The organism is Vibrio gigantis (assembly GCF_024347515.1).
Taxonomy (GTDB): Bacteria; Pseudomonadota; Gammaproteobacteria; order Enterobacterales; family Vibrionaceae; genus Vibrio; species Vibrio gigantis.
On sequence record NZ_AP025493.1, the window covers coordinates 223,423 to 250,196 of the forward strand.

Sequence of the window (26,774 nt, forward strand, 5' to 3'; positions counted from 1 at the left end):
ATATCATGCATAAAATTACTGAACTCGCCCTCAAATATCATCGATTTACGCAAGTGTTCTTGGTGATGCTTTTTGTTATCGGCATTAGCACATTTAAGAATGCGCCAAGCAAAGAAGACCCGGAAATTCTAATTCGTAGCGCTGTTGTTATTGCGCAATTCCCGGGTATGTCACCAGACCGTATCGAGAAGTTCATCACTAAGCCCTTAGAGCGAGAAATCAAACAGATCCCCGAAGTAACAGAGATAAAGTCCTGGTCACGCACTGGGGTTACACAGATTACCGTTACCGTTCATGATAAATACTTCGATCTACAGCCTATCTGGGACACACTTCGAAATCGCATGGACAGCATGAAAACTAGTTTGCCAGACGGTACACAAGGTCCTTTTGTTAACGATGAATTTGGCCGCGTTTACTCGGCTACAATTGCGCTAACTGGTGATGCTTTCGATGACCAAGAGCTGAGAAAAACGGCTGAAGCATTACAAGACCGATTGAGCAGTGTTCAAATGGTGTCTCAAGTTGAGCTTTACGGTGTTAATGAAGAGCGCATCTGGATTAACGCACGCAGTGGTGCTTTGGCTAATGAAAAGTTTCAGTTTCGTCAGATCGTATCGGCACTTCAGGCTCGCAATGTCGTATTGCCTGGCGGTCTTATAGAAACCGATACCATGCAAATTGAGATTGAGCCGACCGGAAACTTTAACAGTGTTGATGAGATCCTAGATCTTGATTTGATTGAACGTGAATCCGGAAATACCGTTTACTTGAGAGATTTGGCTGATGTTGAGCGCGGCTATGAAAACCCGTTTAACACACCGGTTTATTTTAACGGTAAGCGTGCGGTTGTGATTGCCGCGTCTATGGCGTCGGGTAGTCAAAGTGATGCATTTGGTACTGAAGTATTAGATTTTATTGAAACTGCCCAAGCGGAGTTGCCGTTAGGTATGAATTTAGAACTCGCAACTTTCCAGCCAGAAAAAGTTGATGAGGCAGTGAATTCTGCCACCAATAACCTGATGCAAACCATCGGTGTCGTATTGGCGGTTGTGATGGCGTTTCTTGGTGTAAGAATGGGATTGATCATTGGTAGCATCGTCCCGCTAACCATACTCCTTACTGTTATTGGGATGTCGATTTGGGGCGTTGAGCTGCAGAGGATGTCTATTGCTGCGATCATCATTTCACTCGGTTTGCTGGTGGATAATGGAATCGTAATTGCTGAGTTTATCAAAAGTAAAATGGCAGAAGGTATCGATCGTGTTGAAGCGGCAGTCTCGGCATCGAAAGCGATGGCGGTTCCGTTGTTAACGTCGTCGCTGACAACGATATTGGCCTTTATGCCACTGTTGTTAGCACAAGATGTCACTGGGGAATATCTACGATCTTTATCGCAGGTCATTACTGTTGCGTTATTGTCTTCGTGGTTTCTGTGTTTATTCGCCACGCCAGTTCTGTGTGTTTGGTTCATGAAACCAATCAGCCAAGCGGAACATGAACATAAGCAGCGATCACTTTCTCGTTTTCATCTTGGTTACCGACACCTTATCAGTACTATTTTAAACATGCGCTTAGTCACTTTGGCGGTAGTGCTGAGTATCTTTGCTGCATCGATTTATAGCTTCAAGTTCGTCACGGTACAGTTCATGCCGGGCTCAGAGCGAAATCAGTATCTTGTGTTTGTTGATCTCCCTGCCGGCACTAAAGTTGAAGAGTCTGAAAGGGTGTCTGAGCGACTTGAAGATTGGTTGTTGGATAAAGAGCAAAACCCGAACGTCACCAGTACTATTCGATATGTAGGAGACGGTGGGCCGCGCTTTTTCTTAGCACTTTCACCTATTGATCGAGCGCCAAATCGCGTTTTTATGGTTGTTAACACAACAGACTACAAAGCCGCGTTGGCAATGGTTAATAAAACCAATCGATTTATTATCGAACAGTTGCCAGAAGCGAGTGGGCAAGCCAAACGAATGTGGTTAGGGGGAACCGAGTTGGGTTTGGTTGAGTACCAAGTGGTGGGTAAAGACATATCGACTATCCAGAGCATTGCCAAACAGATTGAATTAACCCTACGACAAGTACCCGGCACCGTTGGTGTCTCGAATGATTGGGAAAACAACGTCCCTAAACTTATCCTCGATATAGATCAAGCAAGGGCTACTCGCGCTGGCGTGAGTAGTCGAGACATAGCGACCAGTTTAGACAGCTACTTGCGTGGTAAAGAGGTCACCAGTTTTCGAGAAAATGAAGATGTGATTCCAGTTATCGTTGGTGCAGAAGACAAAGAGAAAACAATCGATAAGCTCTTTACTAAACAGATCGTGTCTTCAACTAATGGTGAGGCTTTACCGCTTATTCAATTTGCCACTATCAAAGCAACCAGCGAGCCTTCAATCATTCGTCGTTTTGATTTACAAAGAACGGTGACTGTTAGCGTGAAGCACGAAAGTCTACAAGCGAGTGAGCTTAACAAGCTGGTTCAACCTAAGCTTTCCCAAATAGATCTTCCACCGGGCTACCATATAGCGCTAGGTGGTGAACTTAAGGGCGCAAGCAAAGCTAATGGTGCCTTGTTTGGGTATTTGCCGCAGTGTTTTGCTGTGATGATTCTTCTGTTGCTGCTTCAATTCAACTCGATTCGTCGACCGTTAATTATTTTGCTGACGATTCCTTTGTCTTTGATTGGTGCGGTGTCTGGTTTATTGATTACGGGCGCGTATTTCACGTTTCCCGCAATGCTTGGTATTTTTAGCTTAGCGGGGATCATTATTAACAACGGAATTGTGCTGATTGATTGCATTGAACAAAATCGTAATAACGAGATGAGTGTACGTGACGCTATTATTGAAGCTTGTACGAGTCGTTTAAGACCTATTGTGATGACTACACTAACCACCATACTTGGACTAGTCCCGTTAGCGCTTTCTGGCGGTGAGTTTTGGTATTCAATGTCGATTGTGATGATCTTTGGCATGGTGGTCGGGACCGTACTGACGCTCGGTGTCGTGCCTGTGCTTTATAGCTTGTTCTTTCGAGAGGAAGCGCGAGAAGAAGGGAACAAAATTGGACCAGTATTGGGGCAAGTCACTAACTAGCTTCCCCTGTAGATAAAGAAAAAGGACTCAAAAGAGTCCTTTTTTATGCTTACAACTTATTTCTGTTTTCGGTTGTTCGTTGTCTTTCGGGTAAACAAAACCAGCTGCAGCCTTCTTTTTCACGCAATTAAGTACGGTATCGTGCCAATGTCTTAGATAGAGAAACCGACGCTTCTGTTAGCTTAGATACGCCATTTGACGAGTTCTGAGCGACATCTTTAATCACATCAGATTGGCTTCGGATGTCATTGAGCTCTGCTGCAATCGTATTGGCTACGTTACTTTGTTCATCGGCTGATGTTGCGATTTGAATGCTCATGTCCATTAGTGCTTGAGCTGAATCTGCAATCGAGTTTACGTCGTGACCAATGTTAGAAATCAGTTGGCTACTGGTTTGCGCTTGATCGACAGTTTGCTCGGTGATTTTTGCGATATTTTGGCTCTCTTGCTGTAAACGCTCAATCATCGCTTGGATTTCTACCGTTGCCGACTGAGTACGACTTGCCAGTGTTCTCACTTCATCTGCAACAACAGCGAAACCACGACCTTGTTCGCCAGCCCGCGCCGCTTCGATCGCTGCATTCAGTGCAAGTAGGTTGGTTTGCTCTGAGATAGCATTGATTGTCGTGATCACTTCATTAATTTGGCTTGTGTTTACATTCAAGCTCGTAACAGAAGAAGAGGTTTGTTCAATCAAAGAAGAGAGGGTGGTGATTTCTGAGATTGCTTGTTGAACCTTTGCGTGGCTATCGTTGATTTGCTGTGCGTCTTGTTCTGTTTGTTCTGTTGAACGTGCAGAGATGTTTGAGACCTCATTTGCTGAAGCCGTCATCTGATCCATTGCTGTAGCAACCGAGTCGAGAGACGCATTCTGGCTCATAATTTGTGTTTCGCTGCGCTTCATCTCTGTTTCGAAAGAAGCTGACGTTTCACTTAGGGTTGCTGCACTGTGGTTTACGTTGTTGACTAACTCACTGAGCGTGTCCATTGAACGGTCAAGAGCACAACCAATCGTGCCAAACTCGTCACGACCTGGGTGGAAGCCAAGGCGTGATGTTAAGTCACCATCACCAATCTTCTGAGTCGTTGAGTAAAGAACCCAAAGTGCACCGCCTAAGAAAGTCGCGACCCAGTAACAGAAAAGACCAAAAGGCACGCACCACAAAAAGCTAAGTAACAAAGTGTACAGTGCTTGCTGCTTTTGATTCTGTAAATCGCTAGTTGAAACGGTAAGTGAGTAGTAGTTACCATCCTGTGCAAGGGCTGTTGCTGTCACCGAACCATTGCTTGTAATCGTGGTTTGTTGAGGGCGAGTTTGTTGGCTAACAGAACGAACAGAGGCTGGGGAATCTGACGCTGACAAAATGCCTTTGAGTTGATATTCAACTTGCTGTTTTACACTTACTTCAATTTGTTCCATTTTGTTGACGTAGTTGAGCCCAGCTAGGCTCGCCACTGCGGCAAAAAAGATTAAGAAAATGACCCAAATCTTGTCGTTGATAGACATTTTAATAAACAGTTTGTCTATCGTTCGAAATTGTACTTCTTTCATAAAAACTCCACGGTAAATCCTTTACCGTGGACTCTAAATAACCGACCTCAATAAAAATGTGATACTAATCGATTAATTGTGAAAATTAATGATAACCACATGTCGTTTATGAGAGCTAAATCAAGTATTTCTATCCTGTATGAGTTGGCTAGCCCAAAGACGGTAATAACCCTACTGATATAAGGATTTGAATCGCAATGATAAATACGCCCACACTACCTGCTAAAAATAGCGTTTTGCTTCCACCCACTACTTGGTAAGTAGCTTCTGTACCATGAGATTTTACCGAGAAATCTGTGTAGCGAACTTTGTATACCATTACGGTAGGTAGAAGGATCGCGAGCACTGAGAGTGCAATCGCAGCATAACCCAACGCCATGATGAAGCCCTGTGGGTAGAATAGAGCAAAGCCGAGAGGTGGTAAGAAAGTGATAGCAGCTGTCTTAACACGTTTTGCATTGCCTAGTTTCTTGCTCAGCGAATCGCCCATGAATTCAAATAAGCCTAAGCTTACGCCAATAAATGAGGTAAGAAGTGCAAGATCTGCAAACACACCTACTATCACACTCAAGTTCGATTGATGAACGGTTTGCGACAGTGAAACTAAAAGTGCGCCCAAGCTTGTATCTGACAACAATTGTTCTTGGCTAATCACACCCAAAGTCACGCTCTGCCAGAAAATGTAGATGACTAATGGCAGTGCAGAGCCAATGATCATTACCTTACGTAAAGAACGAACGTCACCATCTAAGTATCGAACGATCGATGGAATACTGCCGTGGAAACCAAAAGAGGTAAATACAACAGGAATTGCCGCAACAATCAGACCTTGCTGTAAAGGCATGCTCATTAGGTATTGAGATGTAATGTTTGGAGCGAGGAAGCTGAGTACCAGCACCATTGCGATTAGCTTTAAGCCAAACAAAACTCGGTTAACTTTATCAACACTGTGGGTACCAATCGTCACTACGGCGGCAACTAATAGGGTAAATAGAAGCGTGGTGACTTGACCGTTAAGTTCGATACCTGCGATATCCGAAATACGTTGGTTAAATTGTGCACCGCCGCCAGCTATGTATGCCGCACACAGAGCGTAGAAAAGAAACATCACCGCGAAGCTCGCAATCCACTTTCCTTTTGTCCCTAAAATTGTGTGAGCTAACGTGTGTAGGGTTGCGTCAGATTCTGCGAATTGGTGAAGTTCTACCATTAATAAAGCAGTGAAGGCCATTAAAGCCCACAAACCAAGCATTAAGAAAAGTGAAGTTGAAAAGCCAATACCTGCAGAAGCAAGTGGAAGAGCGAGCATGCCAGCACCAATGGTTGTGCCTGCAATGATCAAAGTACTACCAAAAACCTTTGATTTATTCATTGTATATAATTCTTTACGTTAGGGTGTGTTTTCATTGTAATTCTTCTAGCTTAAGCGGATAAACCCAAAGAATATCTCGATTTTTAAGTATTCTGATTGAGTTTAATTCCAAATGCAATGTCTATTGTAATTAAAAATATCCACTGTAAGCTTGAGTTTACAGTGGGGGTGTGTGGCAGCTTTGAAATGACCAAAGCAAACGTTTGACCATGATCGGCTTCAAAATTTGTAGAGTAATTTGTTGTACTTGGTGTAAGGTGGCAGTACATATGTCGTTCGCGTATACCCCTTTAGCGTAAAAAAGCGCTAATGATCGCGAGTAGCTTCAAGCTATAAATATGGAATGGGTAGAGTAGAGTGCGTTCATCAAAGTGACATAATATAAGTCCAAGATGGTGCACTAGTTAATCGGACATCATGTCCACATCAAGGAATAGAGGGGGCACAATGAGTGACCAATCTTATAATGACGAAAGTCTAGAGTTGTTAGATGCAATGGAAATTGGCATTGATTTGTCTGACTATGAACAGGCAGTGAAACAGTTAGCCGAAGAACTTTTTAAGTCTTCGAACTAATCTTTAATTAAGCCTTAAAGGAAAGGTCTGTTGATCTAAAAGTTACTTTAGTTAAAGTTTCTCAAAGCAAGCAATTCTAAGCTGAGCAAATCTCATTCGCTCACACGTCATACCAAACTATCCTCATTAAAGTTCGCGAAGATAAACGAGTACGTTTACCATGTTACTTAGTTCTCGATACTTTAATGAGGTTCAATGAACTTTCTCGCACATCTTCATATCGCTCAGCATTGTAACAGCAACTTAGCAGGCAACCTGTTAGGTGACTTCGTTAAAGGCGACCCAAATAAATATTACTCAGAGTCACTTTGTGACGGAATTAGGCTTCATCGATTCGTTGATAGTTATACTGACCGTCATGATCTATCTCGCTCTGCAAAATTGCTTTTCTCAGACCAAACACGACGTTTTGCGCCCATCGCACTCGATGTATTCTGGGATCACTGTTTAGCCAATCATTGGGCTCTGTTCTCGCAGCAGACATTAGAGCATTTTTGTTTCGATAGCCATCAACAGATCTTTGAACATCAAGAGCCTCATTGGCCTGAGAATTTCATTACTGTCCATCAGAAAATGGCAGAACATAGATGGTTAGAAAGCTATCAAGACATGTCATCTATAGAGGTGGTATTGCAGCGAATGGCTCTGAGAAGGCCTAAGCTAGGTATGCTCAAGGCATGTTACGATGACCTCGAACGTCACTATGATACGTTGCAGTGTCACTTTATTGAGCTTTATCCCAACGTTTTAAAAGAAGCGAAGCAGTTTAATGCGCTTCAAATGAAGAAAAATCAAAAGGAAAGGTAAACAGCGTAATGCAGGTTTGCTACAATCCGCGCCTATTTAATCTTTGAGCATCATACTATGTCTGAATCTACAAAATCTTTTAACCAACTAGGATTATCTGAGCACCTTCTTGCCACGTTGTCTGAGCTTAACTTTACGGCTCCTACCAGTGTTCAAGAACAAGCGATTCCATTGGTATTAGAAGGCAAAGACGTACTGGCTGGTGCTCAAACGGGTACTGGTAAAACAGCCGCATTTGGTTTACCGATTATTCAAAGATTAATCGAAACTAAAGACAACGTTATTCCCAATCCGAAGTTAGTTCGTGCATTGGTGCTAGTACCAACACGTGAACTAGCACAGCAGGTGTTTGACAACCTCACTAGCTACGCGAAGGGCACAGACATTAAAGTGGTTGTAGCGTACGGCGGCGTAAGCATGAAGGTTCAAACCGACAAATTACGTGGTGGCGCAGATATCTTAGTCGCGACACCTGGCCGTTTGATTGACCACATGTTTACTAAAAACATCATGTTAAGCCAAACAGAAGTGTTGGTATTGGATGAAGCTGATCGCATGTTGGACATGGGCTTCATGCCAGACATCAAGCGCATTCTTTCGCGTATGAATGAAGTCCGCCAAACCTTGTTCTTCTCGGCAACCTTCGATACCAAAATCAAAGCGATTGCGTACCGAATGATGAAGTCGCCAAGTGAAATTCAAGTAACGCCGAAAAACAGCACGGCTGACACCGTAACACAGATGGTTTACCCGGTAGATAAATCGCGTAAAAGTGAACTGTTGGCGTATTTGATTGGCTCAAAAAATTGGCAACAAGTATTGGTGTTCACAAAGACTAAGCAGGGTACGGATGCGTTAGTAAAAGAGCTTAAGCTAGACGGTATTAAAGCAGCATCAATCAATGGTGATAAGAGCCAAGGTGCGCGCCAAAAAGCATTGGATGATTTCAAATCGGGCAAAGTGCGCGCGCTGATCGCAACGGATGTAGCAGCGCGTGGGATCGATATTCAGCAGCTAGAACAAGTTGTGAATTACGATATGCCTTTTAAAGCAGAAGACTACGTTCACCGTATTGGTCGTACAGGTCGTGCAGGTAACAGCGGTCTTGCGATTTCATTGATGAGTCAGGACGAAGCTTACCTATTGGGTGATATTGAACGACTACTGGATACGCGCTTGCCTCAAGAGTGGCTAGAGGGCTTTGAACCAAGCCTAGAGAAAGACCTTGCACCTGATCGCAGTGGACGTAGCAAAAGTCGTTCGTCAGAAAAACGTAAGATGAAAGCGAAGCTTAAGATTCACCAAAACCGTGGTAAAGCACGTCGCTAATAAGCGGACCTAAAGAGCTAGATTAAAGATCTATACATATAAAAACGCGCCCTTACAGTTGGTTCTGTAAGGGCGCGTTTTTGTATCAAGTAAATTAATTTACGATCAGGGTCGAAAAAAGCATTCAATTAACGGTGTTCTTGATTGCACTTCCACACACAAGGGACTTCATAAATTAATTCTTCAATCGAACTTGGATTCAAGACCCATTCTTCACTGATATTGAACGTACTGACCATTTGCTTGTTGAACAATTGCCAATGTTTTAACAATGCTTCTTCAGGCGTCGATTGCATGTCACCTTCATTCCACGTGCTTTCCATGAAAGGGGTTAGGCATACCGCTCCGTGCGCATACATGATCATTTGCCATTTAATTTCATAAATGTTGATCAAGTTATCTGGGTTCGCATCATTATATTCTTCTGCCAACATATTAATTTCTTTTTCGACATCGCCAACATTGTCGATAAAGTAATCGACTAGGTTGTCTTTTTGGCGAACAGAGTCGGTGATAAGTTGCATCGGTTTACGTGAGTGAACCATGTTGCTAAAGAGACGCATACTAAACAAATAAATAGTAATACTCGGCGTAACACCTTTTGGCAGTTCTTCCATGATTTTAGCAATGTACGACTGAAAATACTCATGTAAACAATCGCTTATAGCATGCCAGATCTTTTCTTTGCTACCAAAGTGATGGCGGATAAGGCTATGCGAAACGCCTGCTTTTTCACTGATGTTTCGCAGCGAAACGCTATCATAACCATGCTCGCAGAACATATCCGCAGCAACACTCATGATCAAAAATCGAGTCTCTTCGGCGTCTTTTGCGCTTCTTCTACCTTGTTTTTTTTCTGTCATCTTCATTTCACACATTTACCTGATTACCACATTCTACACTGTTTTTATTGAAATAAAAAATACTGCACAAGTGGAAAGTAAAGCTTGAGAATTATTTAATATTAAATATACTGCCCACCTGTGTAATAAATCATAATAATTAAATGGAGAAGCATCATGCAATCCAAGTTGTCTATTCAAGCCAAGACGAGTAAGCAGATAGGATTGGCGTTTGCCGCACTATTACTCGCTGGCTCTTTGACCGGATGTAACAAGGTTCAGTCAGAAGAAACCGTTCAAGTTGTAAAGCCAGTAAAGCTGTTTGAGATCCCGCAACAGACAGATATTGAGCTTGATAGCTTTATCGCAAAAGTGGATGCGACCGACCGTGCTGCGCTTTCTTTCAATGTGGGGGGCGATATTGAAACCTTCTCTGTTCGCATGGGACAAGAAGTAAAGAAAGGGCAAGTACTCGCTGCGTTAGATGCGACGGATTACCGAATTGCCGTTGATGCAGCACAAGCAAAATTTGATTTGGCTAACAGCCAATATAAGCAAGCGTCTGAGTTGTACTCTAAGAAGCTTGTGAGCACGGATTACTACGACCAAGCCGTAAACACCTTTACTGCCGCTGAAGTTGAGTTGAACCAAGCAAAAACAAACCTTGGTTACACCACATTAGTTGCTCCATTCGATGGCGTGGTATCGATGGTGTTTGGTAAGCAATATCAATTGATCGCAGAAAAGCAGCCGGTACTTAACATTTTGAATCACAGCGAAATGGATGTGACTTTCTCTATTCCGGTATCAAAGCTTGAAGACCGTTCAATTCAAGACCTAACAAGCTCAAACATGTGGGTTGTGATGGATAGCCACCGCGGCATTCGTATCCCGACTCGCTTTAAAGAGATCTCAACTCAGCCAGACGAAGACACAAACAGCTACCAAGCTGTTGTGTCTATCGAAAAACCTGAAGGTATCAACTTGCTTTCTGGCATGACGGCACAGGTTGAAGTACAGAAAAACAAATCTGACTACGGCATCGGAATTGTTGATTCTGCTTGGTTAAGCAAAGACGCAGACCACGGTGAACTGTGGCGCTACAACCCAAAATCGCAATTGATTTTTAAAGTACAAGTTACCCTTGATGAACAAGGCAAGGTGATTGACGGCCTGTCTTCTGGCGACTTAATCGTTGAAGCAGGTGTCGATGTGTTATCAGATGGACAGCAAGTAAAAGCTTGGTTACGTGAGGGCGGTATTTAATGAACCTTTCCAAATTATCAGTAGTGGTTGCATCTGCGTTATTACTTCAAGCATGCAATAACGAAGCAGCCCACCGTGATCAGCCTTCACTATTGGTTTCAACCTTTGAAGTCGGTGCACCGCTTACTGATCAGTTCAGAAGTTTTAACGGACAGGTGATGCCTGCAGAACTGACACCGTTGGCATTTAAGCTTGCTGGTGAAATTCAGCAAGTATTGGTTGAAGCGGGGGACAAGGTCGAAAAAGGTCAGCTACTGGCGACCCTAGACAACGCGACATATAAACAAGACTTAACGGACGCTCAATCTCAGTTTGAATTGGCGAGCAAGCAATTGTCTCGTGGTACTGAGATGTTTGGTAGCAAGATGTTGTCGCAATCGGAACACGACCAGCTCACGGCTAACTACAAACTGGCATCGGCTAATTTGGCTGCAGCACAACGCAAGCTGAGCTACACAGAGTTGCTAGCACCATTTTCAGGCACGGTTTCAACCGTTGATAAACAGCGTTTTGAAAACACGACACCGGGTGAAACGCTACTTAGCTTGTATCAGAACGATAAGGTATACGTGCGAATCCAAGTATCCGATTCGATCTTAGCGTCGATCAGCCCTGACATGCGTTCAAGCAGCTACCGTCCTGAAGCGACCTTTGGTGGTCACTCTGGAGAATATCCTCTGACGTACCTAGAGCACACCAGTGAATTGCACCCACAATCTCGCACATATGAGTTTTGGATGCAGATGCAGCAACCCGAAAGTGAAATTCTGCCGGGTACGAGCGTTACGGTAAATGTCGACATGGCAAAAGCGGGCCTGAGTGATGTTCAAGGCTACCAATTACCGATGACGACTCTGCAAGCTGGCGCTGACGCTAATCAATTTTACGTGTGGAAAATGGAAGACGGCCAAGCATTCAAAAGTGAAGTGGAAGTCGACAAGATCAGCGGCCAAGGCGCACTCATCGCTCATGGTGTTGAGCAAGGTGAGCTACTCGTAAATTCGAATTTAAGAAAACTCCGTGACGGAATCCAATTGTCAGGAAAAGCAGAATGAACATCGCAGAATATTCAATAAAGAACAAAGTAATCAGCTGGCTGTTTCTAGTCATTTTGGCCATTGGCGGTGTGACGTCTTTTGGTAATCTATCCCGTTTAGAAGACCCAGCTTTTACCATTAAAGATGCAATGATTATTTCAACTTACCCTGGCGCTACGTCAATGGAAGTTGAAGAAGAGCTGACTTACCCACTAGAAAAAGAGATAAGACAGCTTCCGTACATCGACAAGATTACCTCGACATCATCGAACGGTATGTCTCAAATTATGGTCAGTATGAAGATGGACTACGGTCCAGACGAGCTGCCTCAGATCTGGGATGAAATGCGCCGCAAGATAAACGATCTACAACCAACACTGCCAAGTGGTGTAAATTCCGTTCAGATCATCGATGATTTTGGTGACGTGTTTGGTGTAATGATCATGCTGACAGGTGACGGTTACGATTACGTTGAGCTCAAACAGTACGCAGATTACCTAACGCGTGAAATCGAACTGGTCGATGGCGTCGGCAAAGTAAGTATTGCAGGTGATCAACAAGAACAACTGTTTGTTGAGATGTCACTGGAACGCTTAGCCGCATTAAACCTTGATATGTCGACGGTTACGTCACTGTTAGCACAACAAAATAGCGTTGTATCAGCGGGCGAGGTAATGCTCAATGGTCAAAGCCTAACGATCAAACCTAACGGTACTCTGAGCACTGTTGAAGAGTTAGAAAACCTAATCATTCATGGTCGTGACACTGGCAATCTGATTCGTTTAAAAGACGTTGCTGAAGTGACTCGTGGTATTCAAGAAAAACCGGGTAATGTATTAACGTACAACGGTAAACCTGCAATCAACTTAGGTATTGCTTTCTCATCAGGCGTAAACGTGGTTGAGATTGGTAAAGCACTGGATGCCGAACTTGATCGCCTAGAAAACATTAAGCCTGCCGGTGTGGAGCTGAATTACTTCTACAACCAAGCGCAAGAAGTAGACAAATCAGTGGCTGACTTCTTAATCAGCCTAGTTGAAGCGGTAGCGATCGTTATCATTGTCTTGCTGTTCGCAATGGGCTTACGCAGTGGTTTGATCATTGGTTTGGTTCTCTTGTTAACGGTATTCGGAACCTTCATCTTGATGGACTACAACAACGTGGAATTGCACCGTATCTCACTGGGTGCACTGATTATCGCGCTGGGTATGTTGGTGGATAATGCGATTGTTGTCGTTGAAGGTATTCTGGTTGGCTTGAAGAAAGGTAAGACCAAACTTCAAGCAGCGAAGGACATCGTGACACAAACACAATGGCCTCTTTTGGGTGCGACCATTATTGCTATTACCGCTTTTGCACCTATCGGATTATCGAAAGACGCAACTGGCGAATTCATGGGCTCTCTGTTTTGGGTACTATGTTTCTCACTATTCCTGAGCTGGGTTACGGCACTGACATTAACACCATTCCTTGCCGAAATGATGCTTAAAGAAGAAGACAAGGTTGATGCGAACGAAGACCCATACAAAGGTATCCTGTTCGTTGTATTCGGCGCGTCTTTGAAATTCGCATTGCGCTTCAGATGGCTAACCGTAGTGAGTATGATTGCTCTGCTAGCCGCATCAATTGTTGGATTCGGTATGGTGAAGCAACAGTTCTTCCCGCCATCAAACACGCCAATGTTCTACGTCGACATGTGGATGCCAGAAGGCACAGATGTTCGTGAAACCATCAAGCAGACTGAAAAGGTTGAAAGCTACATTCGCCAGCAAGACAACGTTGTGTTCGTAACGACAACGGTTGGACAGGGCATGCAACGTTTCGCTCTGACATACCAACCAGAGAAAAGCTATGAAGCGTACGCTCAGTTACAAGTAAGAACGACTGACCGCGACACCATGTTTCAGGCGTTAGAGGCGTTAGAGGCGTTAGACAAAGACTTAGCGAACGAATTTGAGCAACCAACGTTCCAGTTCAAGTTGATTGAGTTTGGGCCTTCACCAGCTTCAAAAATTGAAGCGCGTATTATCGGTGCCGATCCACAAGTACTGCGTAACATTGCAGTTGAAGTCGAAGACATCTTGCTTGCCGATCCAGGCTCTCGAAATGTTCGTCATGACTGGCGTGAACGCACTAAAGAACTTGTACCACTGTTCAACGAATCTAAGGCTCGTCGCCTAGGCATTTCAAAAACTGACTTGTCTGAGACGTTACAGATGGCGTTTGGCGGTTACAACATCGGCCTACTGCGTGATGGTACTCATATGTTACCTATCGTGGCGCGTTTACCGGAAGAAGAGCGTTTTGATTTCGAGTCGCTAAACAATGTGAAGATTTGGAGCCCATCGCTACAAACTTACATCCCAGTTGAGCAAGTGATTGATGGCGTAGAGCTTCAATGGTCTGAGCCACTGATTCAGCGTCGCGACAGAAAACGTACGCTAACGGTATTGGCTGACCACGATGTTCTTGGTGATGAAACTCCAGCGAGTCTGTTTGCTCGTGTGAAACCAAAGGTAGAAGCATTAGATTTACCAGAAGGCTACAGCATTAGTTGGGGCGGTGAGTACGAAAGCTCTAAAGATGCGCAAGAATCTCTGTTTGGCTCACTACCAATGGGTTATTTGCTGATGTTTATCATCACTATGCTTCTGTTTAACTCGGTTCGTAAGCCACTGGTGATTTGGTTTACGGTTCCACTCTCTATCATTGGTGTTTCCATTGGTCTGTTGGGTACCAATATGCCATTCAGCTTCACGGCGTTCTTAGGCTTACTAAGCCTAAGCGGCATGATTCTGAAGAACGGTATTGTACTGCTTGACCAGATCAACAGTGAGCTATCAACAGGTAAAGACCCATATTTGGCGGTTGTCGACAGTGCGATCAGTCGCGTACGACCGGTATCTATGGCAGCACTAACGACTATCTTGGGTATGATTCCTTTGGTATTCGATGCATTTTTCGGCTCGATGGCGATTACCATCATGGCAGGCTTAGGCTTTGCTACAGTACTAACGCTAATCGTAGTACCAGTGATGTTCGCTATTTTATATAGAATCAAACCGTCCACTGCGGGTTATTAGGGATTGATATAAAACAGATTCTTTTAAGCCAGCCCAGTCAGTTTTGACTGGGCTTTTTTATACATGGGTTTTGTTAACACTTGAGACGGGAAAGCACATACGAATAGGTAAGCAATAAAAAAGCCGCTAACCAATGGTAAAGCGGCTTTATGAAGACTAGTTCGGGATTCTAGATGGCAAGTCGTAAGTCCAACTCAATCGGCTTTGGCATGGCTAAGTGATAGCCTTGATACATATCGAAGCCTAAGCTTTGCATCGCTTCAAGTTGTTGTTGGGTTTCAATGCCTTCAATAACCGTTTTTGCGCCAATTTGCTTTGCAAGATCGAGTACTAACTCCATTTCTCGACTGTCGCCTTGTTCAAAGTCCAACATAACTGAACGGTCTATCTTGATGATATGAGGGTTAATATGACGAACGCGCAGTTCTGTTGATGCTTGTGTTCCAAAATCATCGACCGCTATTTGAAAGCCATTATCAGCAAGCGAGAGGGCTGCATCTTTCAAACGCTCTTCACTTTCTGCACTCAGTTCTACCAATTCCATCACTATCTGTTCGCATGAAAGGTTTAGCTCGTGAAGACGTTTGGCTAACAAGCTGTCACTTACTTTCTCCTCAGCAAATAGTTCACCTACGTTTGGAAGAACGTTCAAAAACAGGTTTAAATGACGAACATTTGATTGCGCGAAGTTACGGATATGAATTGCTCGGCTCAACCTCTCTACATTAATTTTGTCTGTGCATGAGGTTTCGTCTGAATGAAAGAAGCGATCAGGGCGAACGATATCACCTTTGTTATTTGAAATGCGTACTAAAGCTTCGACACCTATTTGAGTCATAGAGGAGTCGAATATAGGTTGATAGACGCTTTTAAGCGTCAGGTCTTGGTATTTCGCAATAAACTGCATATCAGCATCTACGGATATACAGCTAATAAATTCACTTCTGTCTGATAAAATCATAGTCGCTAATAAAAAGGGGTTATTCCATGCGGACGTACATGTCGCGGCTGTCACAATATTGACAGGTGTAAATAAATTGTCAATTAATAAAAACTCATTTGTAGAGTCAATATTTAAATAAATATAACTAACAAAAAACCAGCATAATAATGGATGTTATTCATAGTAATTACTTATCATTCACCACTAATAATGATTACTGTGAATTTAAGCTCTGAGTGATCTATCTCATATCAACGCCAATCAATATAAGCTTTCAGCGCCAATACACTAGCTAAAAGTAAGGATAAAGCTCCAGATTATGGTGGAACGTCAAAGTTATAATTTACACAAACAGTTCTGTTTGCATATAAATGATATCTACTTCTCAAAATATGAACAATGAGCTGATAAGTTATTATTTTTTCAAAGATAAACTATGATTGATTATTGGGTAGGGCTGAGTTGGGTTTTATAAAATATTGGGATGGAGGTCTAACAATTTACTTTAAAGGCTGATTAAAAAAGTTGACCCGTATTCTTACTGCCACTGAAGTACCGCATAAAGTTGTAGGTATTTACGAACTAATTGCTGATTTCCTGACCGTTTTAAAGGGTGTCCGTATTTTATAAAACAAGGGCTGATTTTAAAATTATTATTTAAGTCAGTAGCGAATTGAGAATCACTCTCTCTTAGCGTAATACCTTGTTGGCTATATTCAGTGATCTCGTCTGGGAGCTCACCCATCCACCAATGCAATAACTCGCCGCTGTTTTTACTTCGGCTAATCCAATGATCGGAGACAATGATTAAAACGTCATTCGGTTGAATAGCAAATCCATACTCTTGTTGCCAATTATGGATGTCCAACATCAGCTTTCTTCGGCAGGTTTTCCCTGCGCTCACCATATGATGACTGATCATCCAAACGGTACCGATTTCGGAAGATATTCGGAAGTGTCTAGGAGTTTCACCAGAGGAAAGCATTTCAAGTGGGCTGATGTTACTTGCATGATCAAAACTAATGAAGGTGTGGTCCATTCGGCGGGCAAAAGCCTTGCCTATATGGTGCTCACTGATCCCTTGGTTGTGTACCGTAGGGTAGTGGCGCTCACAAAGCTTTAAGCAATCGTCTTGAAACTGATTAACGCTTTTAATCACTAGATCTAATAACAATGAAGTCCCTTATACACAGCTACTATCTTATTGATGGGCAATAGTACGGTAATTGCAGTGCCGTTACCTATCTTCAAAGTGCGAGTTCTTGATCTCTCTATCAAAATTAGCCATTGCTGAGTGATTTTATGGATAGCACTGGCACTTCAATGGTCTGTATTCTAAATTATGAGGAATTCTAGCTAGTTACCACGAATATAGTCTAGTCAGCAAATCACGATTGATCTACTTACTCTTTATTTGGAAACATTCATGACCATTCAATTAGATTCGAAACAAAAATCTGAACTTACTCATACGCTCCAAAAGTACCTACAAGATGAACTCGATGTGGAGCTGGGTCAGTTCGACACGGAGTTCTTAGTCGACTTTATCAGCAAAAAGTTTGGGGCGGTGTATTACAACAAGGGGATAGAAGAGGCCCAAAAAGTGATGGAGCGTAAGATGTTAGATATCTCAGATGAGCTTTACGAGATCGAACAAATCGTTGAAATCTAACGTTTAGCTCAAAGTTGTTCAAATAATTTGAATAACTCGTTTAATTTGCAGTGATGTAACTATTGTAAAGCTTGGTAAATAATATGTTACACAAACTTAGTGTAGGGTACGCTTTTCAAAACTACACGACTCGTTAACATTCGGAAGAGATGCATGGACAACAACGTTAGAAATTACAATCCTTTAGCAAGAGCGATGCATTGGATTTCAGCACTCGCAATATTTGGTTTGTTTGGTGTAGGCCTTTGGATGGTTGATCTTTCATACTACAGCGAGTGGTACAAAACAGCGCCAGACTACCACCGTTCGGTAGGCATTCTTTTGGCTGCCGTTACCGTTATCCGCTTACTTTGGAAACTAGTTACCGCGTCACCTAAAGTCGAAGGTAAAAGCTATGAAGTTGTAGCTGCGAAGGTCGCTCACGGCTTTATGTACATTAACTTAGCGGTATTATTTATTTCAGGTTATTTGATCTCGACATCAGATGGCCGTGGGATCGACGTATTCAATTGGTTCACTGTACCAAGTATGGGTGAACTGTTTGCAAACCAATCTGATCTCGCAGGTACGGTTCACTACTATGCTGCATGGGTACTGATCATCATGGCATCAGTGCACGCCTTAGCGGCGATAAAACACCACGTTATCGACAAAGACGATACGCTACGAAAAATGATAGGAGCTTCAAAATGAAAAAGTCAATTATCGCTACAGGATTAGCATTTGCAATGGCAATGCCTTTCGCTGCGAACGCCGCTGATTACGTGATTGATACAAAAGGTGCGCATGCTTCAGTTAACTTTAAAGTTAGCCACCTAGGTTACAGCTTTATCCAAGGTCGTTTTAATACATTCTCAGGTGACTTCTCATTTGATGAAAGCAACGTTGAAGCGTCTACAGTAAACGTAACGGTTGACACTACAAGCCTTGATTCAAACCACGCAGAACGTGATAAGCATATCCGTAGCGGCGATTTCATCGATGCTGGTAAGTTCTCTGAAGCGACATTTAACAGCACAAAAGTGGTTGATAAAGGCGACGGCAAACTTGAAGTTATGGGTGACCTTAAACTTCACGGCGTAACTAAGCCTATCGTTATCGAAGCTGAATTCATCGGTGCTGGTCAAGACCCATGGGGCGGTGAGCGTGCAGGTTTCGTTGGTACAACTCGTCTAGAACTTGCTGACTTCAATATTCCAGTAATGGGCGCTTCAAGCTACGTAGACATGGATCTACACGTTGAAGGTGTAAAGAAGTAATCTAGCTTTCTGACAGGTATCAATATTTTTTAGAAACATCAAAAGTTTAGTCGATACTAAATGGGTCAGCAGTTAGAAATAGAGAAAGGCGCAAAGTTTTCACTTTGCGCCTTTTTTATTGAGATAAATGGCAACGTGTTTAGGTCTGTTTTGTGTCAAACCATTTAGTACGTTAAAGCCACCATTTGCCTCTAGCCAGTCAACGTTGCCATGACTGAGTTATCTAGTTGAACGACTAACCCCTAATAGTTCAACCTAAGATTCGTTACTTTGTTTCTAGTTAGGCGCTTGCTATGCAAACAGTCGCTAGTTATGCAGTTTCTAGCTCAGCTTGAGGAACCACGTTTAGTCGGTCACCGTAGATTGGACGCAGTGCTTGCATCACTTCAATGCGAGTCAATACACCTACCATTGCGCCATTTTCTAATACTGGAAGCATATGTGGTTGACTTACTTTCATTGCTTTTGCACGCTCTTCTAGAGAAAGAGAAGTCAGTCGAGTCGCGAAGCCCATGCTTGTAGTCGGGTACAGTTGCTCTTTGTCGATGCATAGGAACTCAGCAACGTCTACTAGCTTGTCATTTGCATCGATTGCCACAACGTCACGGCTCATAAGGTCTACGACTTTTTGGCCTTTAGTTGGGATGTAATCTTGGCACCAAAGGTCCACCATTACGTCATGAACAGAGAAGATACCAACCAGACGGCCTTCAACATCGCAAACAGGAGCGCTAACAAGTTGCGCGTCTAAAAGTGTATCAATCGCGACTGATGTTGGCATTTCTACGCTCAGTGTAATTGGTTGAGTGTTCATGATTTGCTTGATAATAGTTGCTGTGTTCATAGTAATTTCCTTAACTGACGTAATTTCTGTTGTTTGTGTAATAGCGGTAATTTTTGCTGCTTTAAGTTGTGGGCGACGGTAGATGCTCCAATTGGCTAAGCCGACCAATACTGAACCACCTACGATGTTGCCGATTGTCACTGGTATTAAGTTTGCGGTGACAAATTGCATGACGTTTAAGTCTGCGTACTGCGCTGGTGTTGCGCCGATTTGTATCCAGAAGCTTTCTGGTGCGAATGCTTGAATCGTGATGCCTAGTGGCACCATAAACATATTCGCCACACAGTGTTCAAAGCCTGAACTTACGAACATTGCAACGGGTAATACGGTCATCATTGCTTTGGTCATTGCGTTAGCAGAGCTGAACGTTAACCAAATGGCTAAACACACCAACAAGTTACAAAGCACACCCAAAGCGAAAGCTTGAACAGGACTGTGGTGTAGCTTGTGTTGAGCAATATTCAGAGCGTTTAAGCCCCATTGCCCACCATCCAGTTGATACAAGCCTGCGGCGCTTACCAAAGCCAGTAGGAACATGGCACCGATAAAGTTACCGACGTACACCTTGCCCCAGATAGACAGCATCTTAGTGAAGGTGATTTGCTTGTTAGCCCATGAGATGCTTGATAACACCGAGCTAGTAAATAGCTCACCACCGCAAATCACAATCAAGATCAATCCCATACTGAATGCAAGACCACCGGCTAAACGACTCAATCCCCATCCAGCATCAGCGCTACCCGTGGTTACCGTGATGTAGAATAGAAAAGCAAGCCCGATGAATGCACCAGCCATGATCGCCAAACTTAATGTCATGCTGCTGGTTTTATTTGCTTTGCTTAATGCAAACTTCTCTGCTTCCGCCATCATTTCTGTTGGTGAAAACAGTTGATGATTTTCAGAAGTGCTGGTTGCCATATCCCCCCCTTGAACAATCCGTCATGTGTAATTCCTAGTGTTAATGACTTGGTTAATCCGTAATGGTTAATCAGTAATGTTTTGCAGGGTTCGTTTCGTCCTGCCATTCCAGATTAGGGGGTTGGTAGGTAGAGGTAAAATTGATAATTTTTAAAAACCACATCAAATTTATTGATATAGATTGGGTTACGAGTAAAATGAAATTGGTTGCTCATCGGCTTAACAAAAACAGAGCAACAGGAACCTGATAATTAAAAGAATTAAGGATGAATTTTGCGTTATTCATTAAAGCAACTTGCGGTATTTGATGCGGTAGCAGATTCCGGGAGTGTCAGTCAGGCAGCGGATAAGTTGGCATTGACTCAGTCGGCGACAAGTATGTCTCTTGCACAGTTGGAAAAAATGCTTGGCAGGCCTTTGTTTGAGAGGCAAGGTAAGCAAATGGCTCTGACTCATTGGGGCATGTGGTTGAGACCAAAAGCGAAGCGCTTACTGCAAGATGCGCAACAAATTGAGATGGGTTTCTACGAACAGCATTTGTTGAGTGGTGAACTCAAATTAGGCGCTAGCCAAACCCCGGCGGAACACCTCGTCCCGGACCTCATCAGTATTATTGATAACGACTTTCCTGAGATGCGAATCTCACTTGGCGTTCAAAGTACCGATGCTGTCATTGATGGTGTATTAGATTATCAATATGATTTGGGTGTTATCGAAGGTCGTTGTGACGATAGCCGAGTCCACCAAGAAGTGTGGTGTACCGACCATTTAACGGTGGTTGCGTCGGCTCATCACCCGTTTGCGAAGCGTGAAAGAGTAAGCTTGGCACAACTAGAGCAAGCAAAATGGGTATTACGCGAACATGGTTCGGGTACTCGCAAAGTTTTTGATAGCTCTATTCACCATTTAATTGGCGATCTCGATGTTTGGCGAGAGTACGAACACGTTCCTGTTTTAAGAAGTTTGGTTGCAAACGGCCCATATTTAACGTGTCTACCTTATCTCGATGTCGAGCAGTTTGTTGAATCTGGCCAGCTTGTTACCTTAAACGTTCCTGAGCTTGAAATGGAAAGAACGTTGTCTTTTATTTGGCGTGCTGACATGGCAGAAAACCCGCTTGCTGAGTGTATCAAGCGAGAGGGTAAGCGTATGATGAAAGGCAAACGGTCGGTCCTGTAATCTTGATTTGATAAAATACCAATAACTAAATATGTTGAATAAGCGATTTCGGTCTCTATATGGTGATAAATGCGCAACCGCATACATTATTAATGTGATCATGATCGGCTAAATAAGGGCTATCTTCCCATAGTATGCTTACTTGATTTTAAGTGAGGCTAAAACCGGTTGCGGACAATTACGTAATTAGGCTTTAGAAATAGTATGAGTACATTAGTCGCGATTTCATTAACAACAGGTATTTTGTCAGGTCTTTGGGGATGGATTGCTATCTCTTTCGGCTTATTGTCATGGGCAGGTTTCTTAGGTTGCACCAGTTACTTTGCGTCGCCAACAGGCGGGGTAAAAGGATTGGCAGGTAGCTTACTAACCAACATGACGGGCGTATTCTGGGCAATGGTGATTATCGAAAGCTCAACCTTCGCAGGGCTAGAGATTTTAGGCTATGTGATTACTGCTATTGTCGCTTTCTTTATGTGTATTCAAGCAAAACAAGCGTGGCTCGGTTATATCCCAGGAACCTTCATTGGTTGTTGTGCGACGTTTGCCGCAGGTGGCGATTGGCAACTTGTAGTACCATCTTTACTGCTTGGTGGTGTATTTGGATATTTGATGAAAGCAACGGGTCTATGGCTTCACGAGAAATCGACTCAATCTTCGGAAGTTGTTGAACAAAACGCTAAACAGGCAAAGGCTTAATGAATACGTTAAGCAGCGATGCTTTAGTCACTGTGAACTCTTGCAAGATAACCCCCAATTAATTTGTATATCAATTTATACAGGCACACCACTTGGTGTGCCTTTTTTGGTTTTGGGTCACGATAATCAATTAAAGATGTGATCAGCAGAGCAACTGATAGCATCGATAAAATAAATTATGCTTAGGTATTTCCATTCGCCATGGTGATCACGCGTTTAAGTGTCCACCTTAACAACAATGGAATGCATTCTTGCCCTTGGTTTTCACAATGCGAGACGATCGCGAGTGCAAGGTCGGGTTTTGCGTGTTTCTTCAATACCTTAGCTACAACTTTCTTCGGAGGGATAGGGTGATCGTAAGGAATCTTAACCATGTCCCGGAAAAAGTTCTCGAAGCCATTCAAATACAAGTAATGTTCAATGTCTTTATCGGGCAGTTCAGTAAGGCGATGCCTCTCTTGGTCATTTCCCAATTTAGATATCACTGTCGCGGAATACTTTTTACCAGCGGCATCACCGTCAGTCACCACATGCCAATCAATACCAAACTCTTGAGCGACCTTAATCAGAGCCTTGAGTCCAGATTGAGCAAACTCAATAATCTGTACACCTTCTGCTGCAAGGTTATAGCCACATTGATTGGCAAGTTCATTGAACAACCAAACTTCGGTTTCACCTTCTACTAATAACCAACAACGCGCAAACAGTGCTCCTGAACGGTGAAAGCGAATATGGAAACCAATTCGTCTTAGTTCATCTTTACTGAAGTGGTTCATGTTGAGTTGATTAGCGATGGTTTTATCAGACTGACGTACTAAGCGACGAATTGATTGCAAAGGAACTGCTGCGAGTAGGTCGCCACTGTTGGTGGTGAGGATTTTCTGCATTGGCAATTTTTGCATCAAGCTCCAAGCTCTTGCCAAGTGCGTTGGATGCAATCGACCTTCAGGATCTTCAAGGATCAAAAGAGGGCGTGCACATCTTCGTAAGTCGTTTGGTCCTTTAGCTTGCAGATAAGCGTTAAGTAACCCCATGAATAAGAGGCGGGTTTGCTTATTTTTGGTCTCTTCGACAAGTTGATGAATACTCTGGTCATTGGCACCTGCAGAATAAAGCAATCCGTCTCGCTGTTTTCTAGGGTTACGACGAGAAGTACTTTTGAAAGAAAAGTAGTGTTCGATCAAGCTTTGCATCGACTCTAGACTACTGCGCATTTCACCTTTGTTTACATGGCCAGGTATCGCCATTAAGCGACGGCAGGTGTTGTCGATGCGCTTTTCTATTCTTGCTTGGCGCCCATTACCATTATTGGTACTGTTTCCGTTTGCGCCATTTCCATTGCTAGGAAGATGCGCATTGTGGTTTAGGGATTTGCCGTTAAAAGGACGATCGAAGTGCCTTGCATCTCGCAAGCGAATCACTGGGTGCAAGGTCATTAATTCTTGAGCGAGCTTTTCAGAATGATGAAGCTTGAGAGGGTTACCATCCAACCCTAAGAATGCATAGTGGGTGGTGGTTTCGTACTGTTCTAATGTCGCACTGATTCGGTAATAAATGCGAAATACGCCAAACTCATCCTGAACCCAAATCGGTTTGAGTTTGCGATAACGACCAGCGTTGAGTTCACTCTTGTCGTTGGCCTTTAATGCCAGAACAATTTGAAGATGTTGAGACTGTGGATGTGAAACTGAGTAATCGACATGAAAATCGGTCATTTCAAAGTGATATGGCACACCGTCTGAGGGCAGAACGACGGAAAGGGCATCCAATAATGAAGACTTACCCCAAGTATTTTCACCAATCAGCGTGGTTAGCTCGTCAAACGCAAGTGACATGCGCTTGATACCTCGAAAGCCAGAAATCTCGATTCTTTCTAGTTGCATAGGCTTACTCCTAACGGAAGGCTCTGCTAATTGTTTGAAAGCTAACAGATATCTTTAATCATAATCGAAAAATGCATAATCGGTATGCTCATCTGTCACAAAACCCACTCTTTGTTTATACGTCGCAAAATGAGATTTTTGATCTATCTCGAGTATTTTTTTGCAGTGCAGTTTCATAAAATTCACGATTCTGTCATGATTCTCGACCTAGTATGAAGGGACAAAGAGAGAAGAAAATATGACTAAAAAGAATAAGCCGACAAAAATAGTGTTGGCACACATCAACGACACCCACTCATACTTTGAACCAACCTCGTTACAGCTATCACTTAAAATGAACAATCACATCATTGAACCTTATGTCAGTGCTGGTGGCTTTGCTCGAATTTCAACACGCTTTAAACAAATAGAACAAGATGCCCAGCGCCAGAAGGTTGGAACCTTGTTCCTGCACGCTGGCGACTGCTTCCAGGGCACTTTGTATTTTTCTTTATTCAAGGGAAAAGCCAACGCTGATTTGTTGAATGCCCTTAATATAGACGCTATGACGCTCGGTAATCACGAGTTAGACATGGGTAACGAGCCCGTTGCTATTTTCGCTAAAAGAATCAAATTCCCACTGTTGGCCGGTAACTGGAATCTATCGAATGAGGATATCAATAAAACTCATACCTTAGCAGACAACGAAATTGTTAAGCCATATCTGCCTGAAACACAAAGTGCTTCTTTTATAACGAAAGAGTTTGATGGCGAGAAGGTTGCCATCTTCGGACTAAGCATCGACAAGATGGCAGGCATCGCTAACCCAGATATCGATACACCGTTTGAAAACGCATTAGAAACAGCGAAAGCAACGATAGAACAAATTCATAAGGCTGGTATTAACAAGATAGTGCTGCTTAGTCACCTCGGTTATGAAGCTGATTTAGATCTAGCTGCGAATGTGCAAGGCATCGGTGTGATTGTTGGTGGTCATAGTCACCGCTTGCAGGGTGATTTCTCGGATATCGGCTTAGTGAAGGACGATGACTACGGAGTAAAAATTGGCGACACCTATGTTGTGCAAGCGGGTTTCCACGCCATGAGCCTAGGACACTGCGAAATTGAGTTCGATGCGCAAGGCAAAGTCACGAACTTCAATGGCAAGAACGAACTGTTATTAGGCCGTCGACTGTTTATAGACGCTAAACTGAGTGAAGTAGGACAAGACGACGCACATGATATGGCATGTGAGTTTTTGAACAATCACCAGAACATCGCAGTGTGTAAGAAAGATCCTGAATTACAGAGTATTCTGACGGACAAGTATCAGCCTAGAGTTCGTAAGCTTCAGCAGCAAGTCATTGCTCATGCTGACAGTAAACTTCGCCATGTACGTATCCCAGATGACAAAGGCCCGAGCCAACTAGCGCCCTTGGTTGCTCAATCATTTCACTATCTGATGAACAAGAAAGGACATCAGGTTGAATTTGCCATTCACAATGCCGGTGGTGTTAGAAATTCACTGAATAGCGGTGATGTCTCTGTTGCCGATATTGCCGGAAAACTACTACCGTTTGCCGTACCTATTGGTGTGTATGAAGTAAAAGGTGAAACGATCGCAGGGATGCTTGAAGGTGCAATCAACAACGCGCTCGATAATGGCGTCGTAGGCACAGGTTCAGGCAGCTTTCCTTATACTCACAACCTGAGGTTTTGTTACCACAAAGAAGCGCCTCTAGGCCACAGGATCCACAATCTAGAAATCCACTCTGATGAGTTGGGCTGGCAGGTTGTCTCTCGCAACCGTATTTACCGGGGAGCATCGTCGGCCTACACCATGAAAGGGAAAGAGGGCTACAACGCTGTGTTGGATATGATAGGCGATGGCATGGTAACGACTAACTCAATGGCAGACTGTTTCATTGAGTTTCTGCAAGCGCACCCTGAATCACTTCAACACAATGAACCGTTGAATTGTATGGAGTGTTTTAGATAATCAAAGCTAATACTGATGCTTAATGATATCACCTGGGGTTATTTATAAAATTGGCATTGTTTATGCTTTATCTCTGCAGGTCGCCTTCTTGTGGAGATATGCATGGATAAGAAAGATTGGTTGGATGCGGTAGCGGTTGTAGGTTGGGTATCAGTTTGGTCTGCGTTAGTGTATTTGGTGCCCACCGCAGGCTTGTAATGGTTTTGCGTGATAGATAGGTTCAACGTTACGTAATAGTCGCAATATTCTTACTATCAATAAACGCTATTCCTAGCGTACGTGGAAGAAATGAAAAGGAGCAAATTGCTCCTTTTTTGCTTTTCCTGTGCAAATTTATATAGACGAAACACAATCTGAGGATTATTATCCACGCGTTTGGGGAGTAGTTAGCGCAAGTTTACATATCGTCATCTCGTTAGGCCAAGAGTCTATCCGGT

20 protein-coding genes are annotated in these 26,774 nt (G+C 43.3%); 13 read left to right on the forward strand and 7 right to left on the reverse strand.

The window, feature by feature from the left end; all coding sequences use genetic code 11:
- Positions 1–5: 5 nt before the first annotated feature.
- Positions 6–3,098 carry an efflux RND transporter permease subunit gene (locus tag OCV56_RS17095; RefSeq protein ID WP_086713915.1) on the forward strand — a complete coding sequence of 1,031 codons (3,093 nt, stop codon included), beginning with the start codon at positions 6–8 and terminating at the stop codon, positions 3,096–3,098.
- Positions 3,099–3,225: 127 nt separating this feature from the next.
- Here OCV56_RS17095 and OCV56_RS17100 read toward each other — a convergent pair whose 3' ends face one another.
- Positions 3,226–4,650, reverse strand: coding sequence for a methyl-accepting chemotaxis protein (locus OCV56_RS17100; RefSeq protein WP_086713916.1), 1,425 nt, complete (start codon positions 4,648–4,650; stop codon positions 3,226–3,228).
- A gap of 148 nt (positions 4,651–4,798) precedes the next feature.
- Positions 4,799–6,022: an aromatic amino acid transport family protein gene (locus tag OCV56_RS17105; protein ID WP_086713917.1), complete on the reverse strand. Its 1,224-nt coding sequence runs from the start codon at positions 6,020–6,022 to the stop codon at positions 4,799–4,801.
- A gap of 447 nt (positions 6,023–6,469) precedes the next feature.
- On the opposite strand from OCV56_RS17105, the gene OCV56_RS17110 reads away from it, so the two are divergent.
- The 3 genes from OCV56_RS17110 (at position 6,470) to OCV56_RS17120 (ending at position 8,734) form a co-directional block, all read left to right on the forward strand.
- Positions 6,470–6,598 (forward strand): hypothetical protein, encoded by a 129-nt coding sequence (locus OCV56_RS17110; protein ID WP_261901426.1) that lies wholly within the window; start codon positions 6,470–6,472, stop codon positions 6,596–6,598.
- A 195-nt stretch (positions 6,599–6,793) separates the two neighbouring features.
- A complete protein-coding gene (locus OCV56_RS17115; RefSeq protein ID WP_086713918.1) occupies positions 6,794–7,405 on the forward strand; it encodes an acyl carrier protein phosphodiesterase in 612 nt (203 codons plus the stop codon).
- A 57-nt stretch (positions 7,406–7,462) separates the two neighbouring features.
- Positions 7,463–8,734 (forward strand): DEAD/DEAH box helicase, encoded by a 1,272-nt coding sequence (locus OCV56_RS17120; protein ID WP_086713919.1) that lies wholly within the window; start codon positions 7,463–7,465, stop codon positions 8,732–8,734.
- A 128-nt stretch (positions 8,735–8,862) separates the two neighbouring features.
- Here OCV56_RS17120 and OCV56_RS17125 read toward each other — a convergent pair whose 3' ends face one another.
- Complete coding sequence (locus tag OCV56_RS17125) at positions 8,863–9,603, reverse strand: TetR/AcrR family transcriptional regulator (protein ID WP_086713920.1); 741 nt, start codon at positions 9,601–9,603, stop codon at positions 8,863–8,865.
- A 150-nt stretch (positions 9,604–9,753) separates the two neighbouring features.
- Between OCV56_RS17125 and OCV56_RS17130 the strand changes: the two genes are divergently transcribed.
- Genes OCV56_RS17130 through OCV56_RS17140 form a run of 3 tightly spaced genes read left to right on the forward strand, consistent with a single transcriptional unit; the run spans position 9,754 to position 14,962 of the window.
- On the forward strand, positions 9,754–10,842 hold the full coding sequence (locus OCV56_RS17130; RefSeq protein WP_086713921.1) for an efflux RND transporter periplasmic adaptor subunit: 1,089 nt from the start codon (positions 9,754–9,756) through the stop codon (positions 10,840–10,842).
- Entirely contained in the window at positions 10,842–11,897 is a 1,056-nt protein-coding gene (locus tag OCV56_RS17135; RefSeq protein ID WP_086713922.1) for an efflux RND transporter periplasmic adaptor subunit, read from the forward strand. The genes OCV56_RS17130 and OCV56_RS17135 overlap by 1 nt, the downstream gene beginning before the upstream one ends.
- Positions 11,894–14,962, forward strand: a complete 3,069-nt coding sequence (locus OCV56_RS17140) for an efflux RND transporter permease subunit (RefSeq protein WP_086713923.1) — start codon at positions 11,894–11,896, stop codon at positions 14,960–14,962. Before OCV56_RS17135 ends, OCV56_RS17140 begins: the two co-directional genes overlap by 4 nt.
- Before the next feature lie 169 nt (positions 14,963–15,131).
- Here the strand turns inward: OCV56_RS17140 and OCV56_RS17145 are convergent, their stop codons facing one another.
- Together OCV56_RS17145 and OCV56_RS17150 are read right to left on the reverse strand one after the other, a co-directional pair.
- The gene (locus OCV56_RS17145) at positions 15,132–15,869 is read right to left on the reverse strand and encodes an EAL domain-containing protein (protein ID WP_086713980.1); all 738 of its coding nucleotides are present in this window, start codon (positions 15,867–15,869) and stop codon (positions 15,132–15,134) included.
- A gap of 574 nt (positions 15,870–16,443) precedes the next feature.
- The gene (locus OCV56_RS17150; RefSeq protein WP_086713924.1) at positions 16,444–17,079 is read right to left on the reverse strand and encodes a hypothetical protein; all 636 of its coding nucleotides are present in this window, start codon (positions 17,077–17,079) and stop codon (positions 16,444–16,446) included.
- 252 nt (positions 17,080–17,331) lie between these two features.
- Here OCV56_RS17150 and OCV56_RS17155 point away from each other — a divergent pair, with 252 nt between their 5' ends.
- From OCV56_RS17155 to OCV56_RS17165, 3 genes are all read left to right on the forward strand, one after another.
- On the forward strand, positions 17,332–17,577 hold the full coding sequence (locus tag OCV56_RS17155) for a DUF2164 domain-containing protein (RefSeq protein WP_086713925.1): 246 nt from the start codon (positions 17,332–17,334) through the stop codon (positions 17,575–17,577).
- 153 nt (positions 17,578–17,730) lie between these two features.
- On the forward strand, positions 17,731–18,270 hold the full coding sequence (locus OCV56_RS17160) for a cytochrome b (RefSeq protein ID WP_086713926.1): 540 nt from the start codon (positions 17,731–17,733) through the stop codon (positions 18,268–18,270).
- Positions 18,267–18,836 (forward strand): YceI family protein, encoded by a 570-nt coding sequence (locus OCV56_RS17165; RefSeq protein WP_065675357.1) that lies wholly within the window; start codon positions 18,267–18,269, stop codon positions 18,834–18,836. The genes OCV56_RS17160 and OCV56_RS17165 overlap by 4 nt, the downstream gene beginning before the upstream one ends.
- A gap of 310 nt (positions 18,837–19,146) precedes the next feature.
- Here OCV56_RS17165 and focA read toward each other — a convergent pair whose 3' ends face one another.
- The gene (focA, locus tag OCV56_RS17170) at positions 19,147–20,598 is read right to left on the reverse strand and encodes a formate transporter FocA (protein WP_086713927.1); all 1,452 of its coding nucleotides are present in this window, start codon (positions 20,596–20,598) and stop codon (positions 19,147–19,149) included.
- A gap of 273 nt (positions 20,599–20,871) precedes the next feature.
- Here focA and OCV56_RS17175 point away from each other — a divergent pair, with 273 nt between their 5' ends.
- The gene (locus tag OCV56_RS17175) at positions 20,872–21,777 is read left to right on the forward strand and encodes a LysR substrate-binding domain-containing protein (protein WP_086713928.1); all 906 of its coding nucleotides are present in this window, start codon (positions 20,872–20,874) and stop codon (positions 21,775–21,777) included.
- Between the two features lie 204 nt (positions 21,778–21,981).
- On the forward strand, positions 21,982–22,476 hold the full coding sequence (locus OCV56_RS17180) for a DUF1097 domain-containing protein (protein ID WP_086713929.1): 495 nt from the start codon (positions 21,982–21,984) through the stop codon (positions 22,474–22,476).
- Between the two features lie 182 nt (positions 22,477–22,658).
- On the opposite strand, the gene OCV56_RS17185 is transcribed toward OCV56_RS17180, so the two are convergent.
- Complete coding sequence (locus OCV56_RS17185; RefSeq protein WP_086713930.1) at positions 22,659–24,359, reverse strand: ATP-dependent endonuclease; 1,701 nt, start codon at positions 24,357–24,359, stop codon at positions 22,659–22,661.
- Positions 24,360–24,597: 238 nt separating this feature from the next.
- Here OCV56_RS17185 and OCV56_RS17190 point away from each other — a divergent pair, with 238 nt between their 5' ends.
- Complete coding sequence (locus OCV56_RS17190; RefSeq protein WP_086713931.1) at positions 24,598–26,337, forward strand: bifunctional metallophosphatase/5'-nucleotidase; 1,740 nt, start codon at positions 24,598–24,600, stop codon at positions 26,335–26,337.
- The last annotated feature ends 437 nt before the right edge of the window (positions 26,338–26,774 follow it).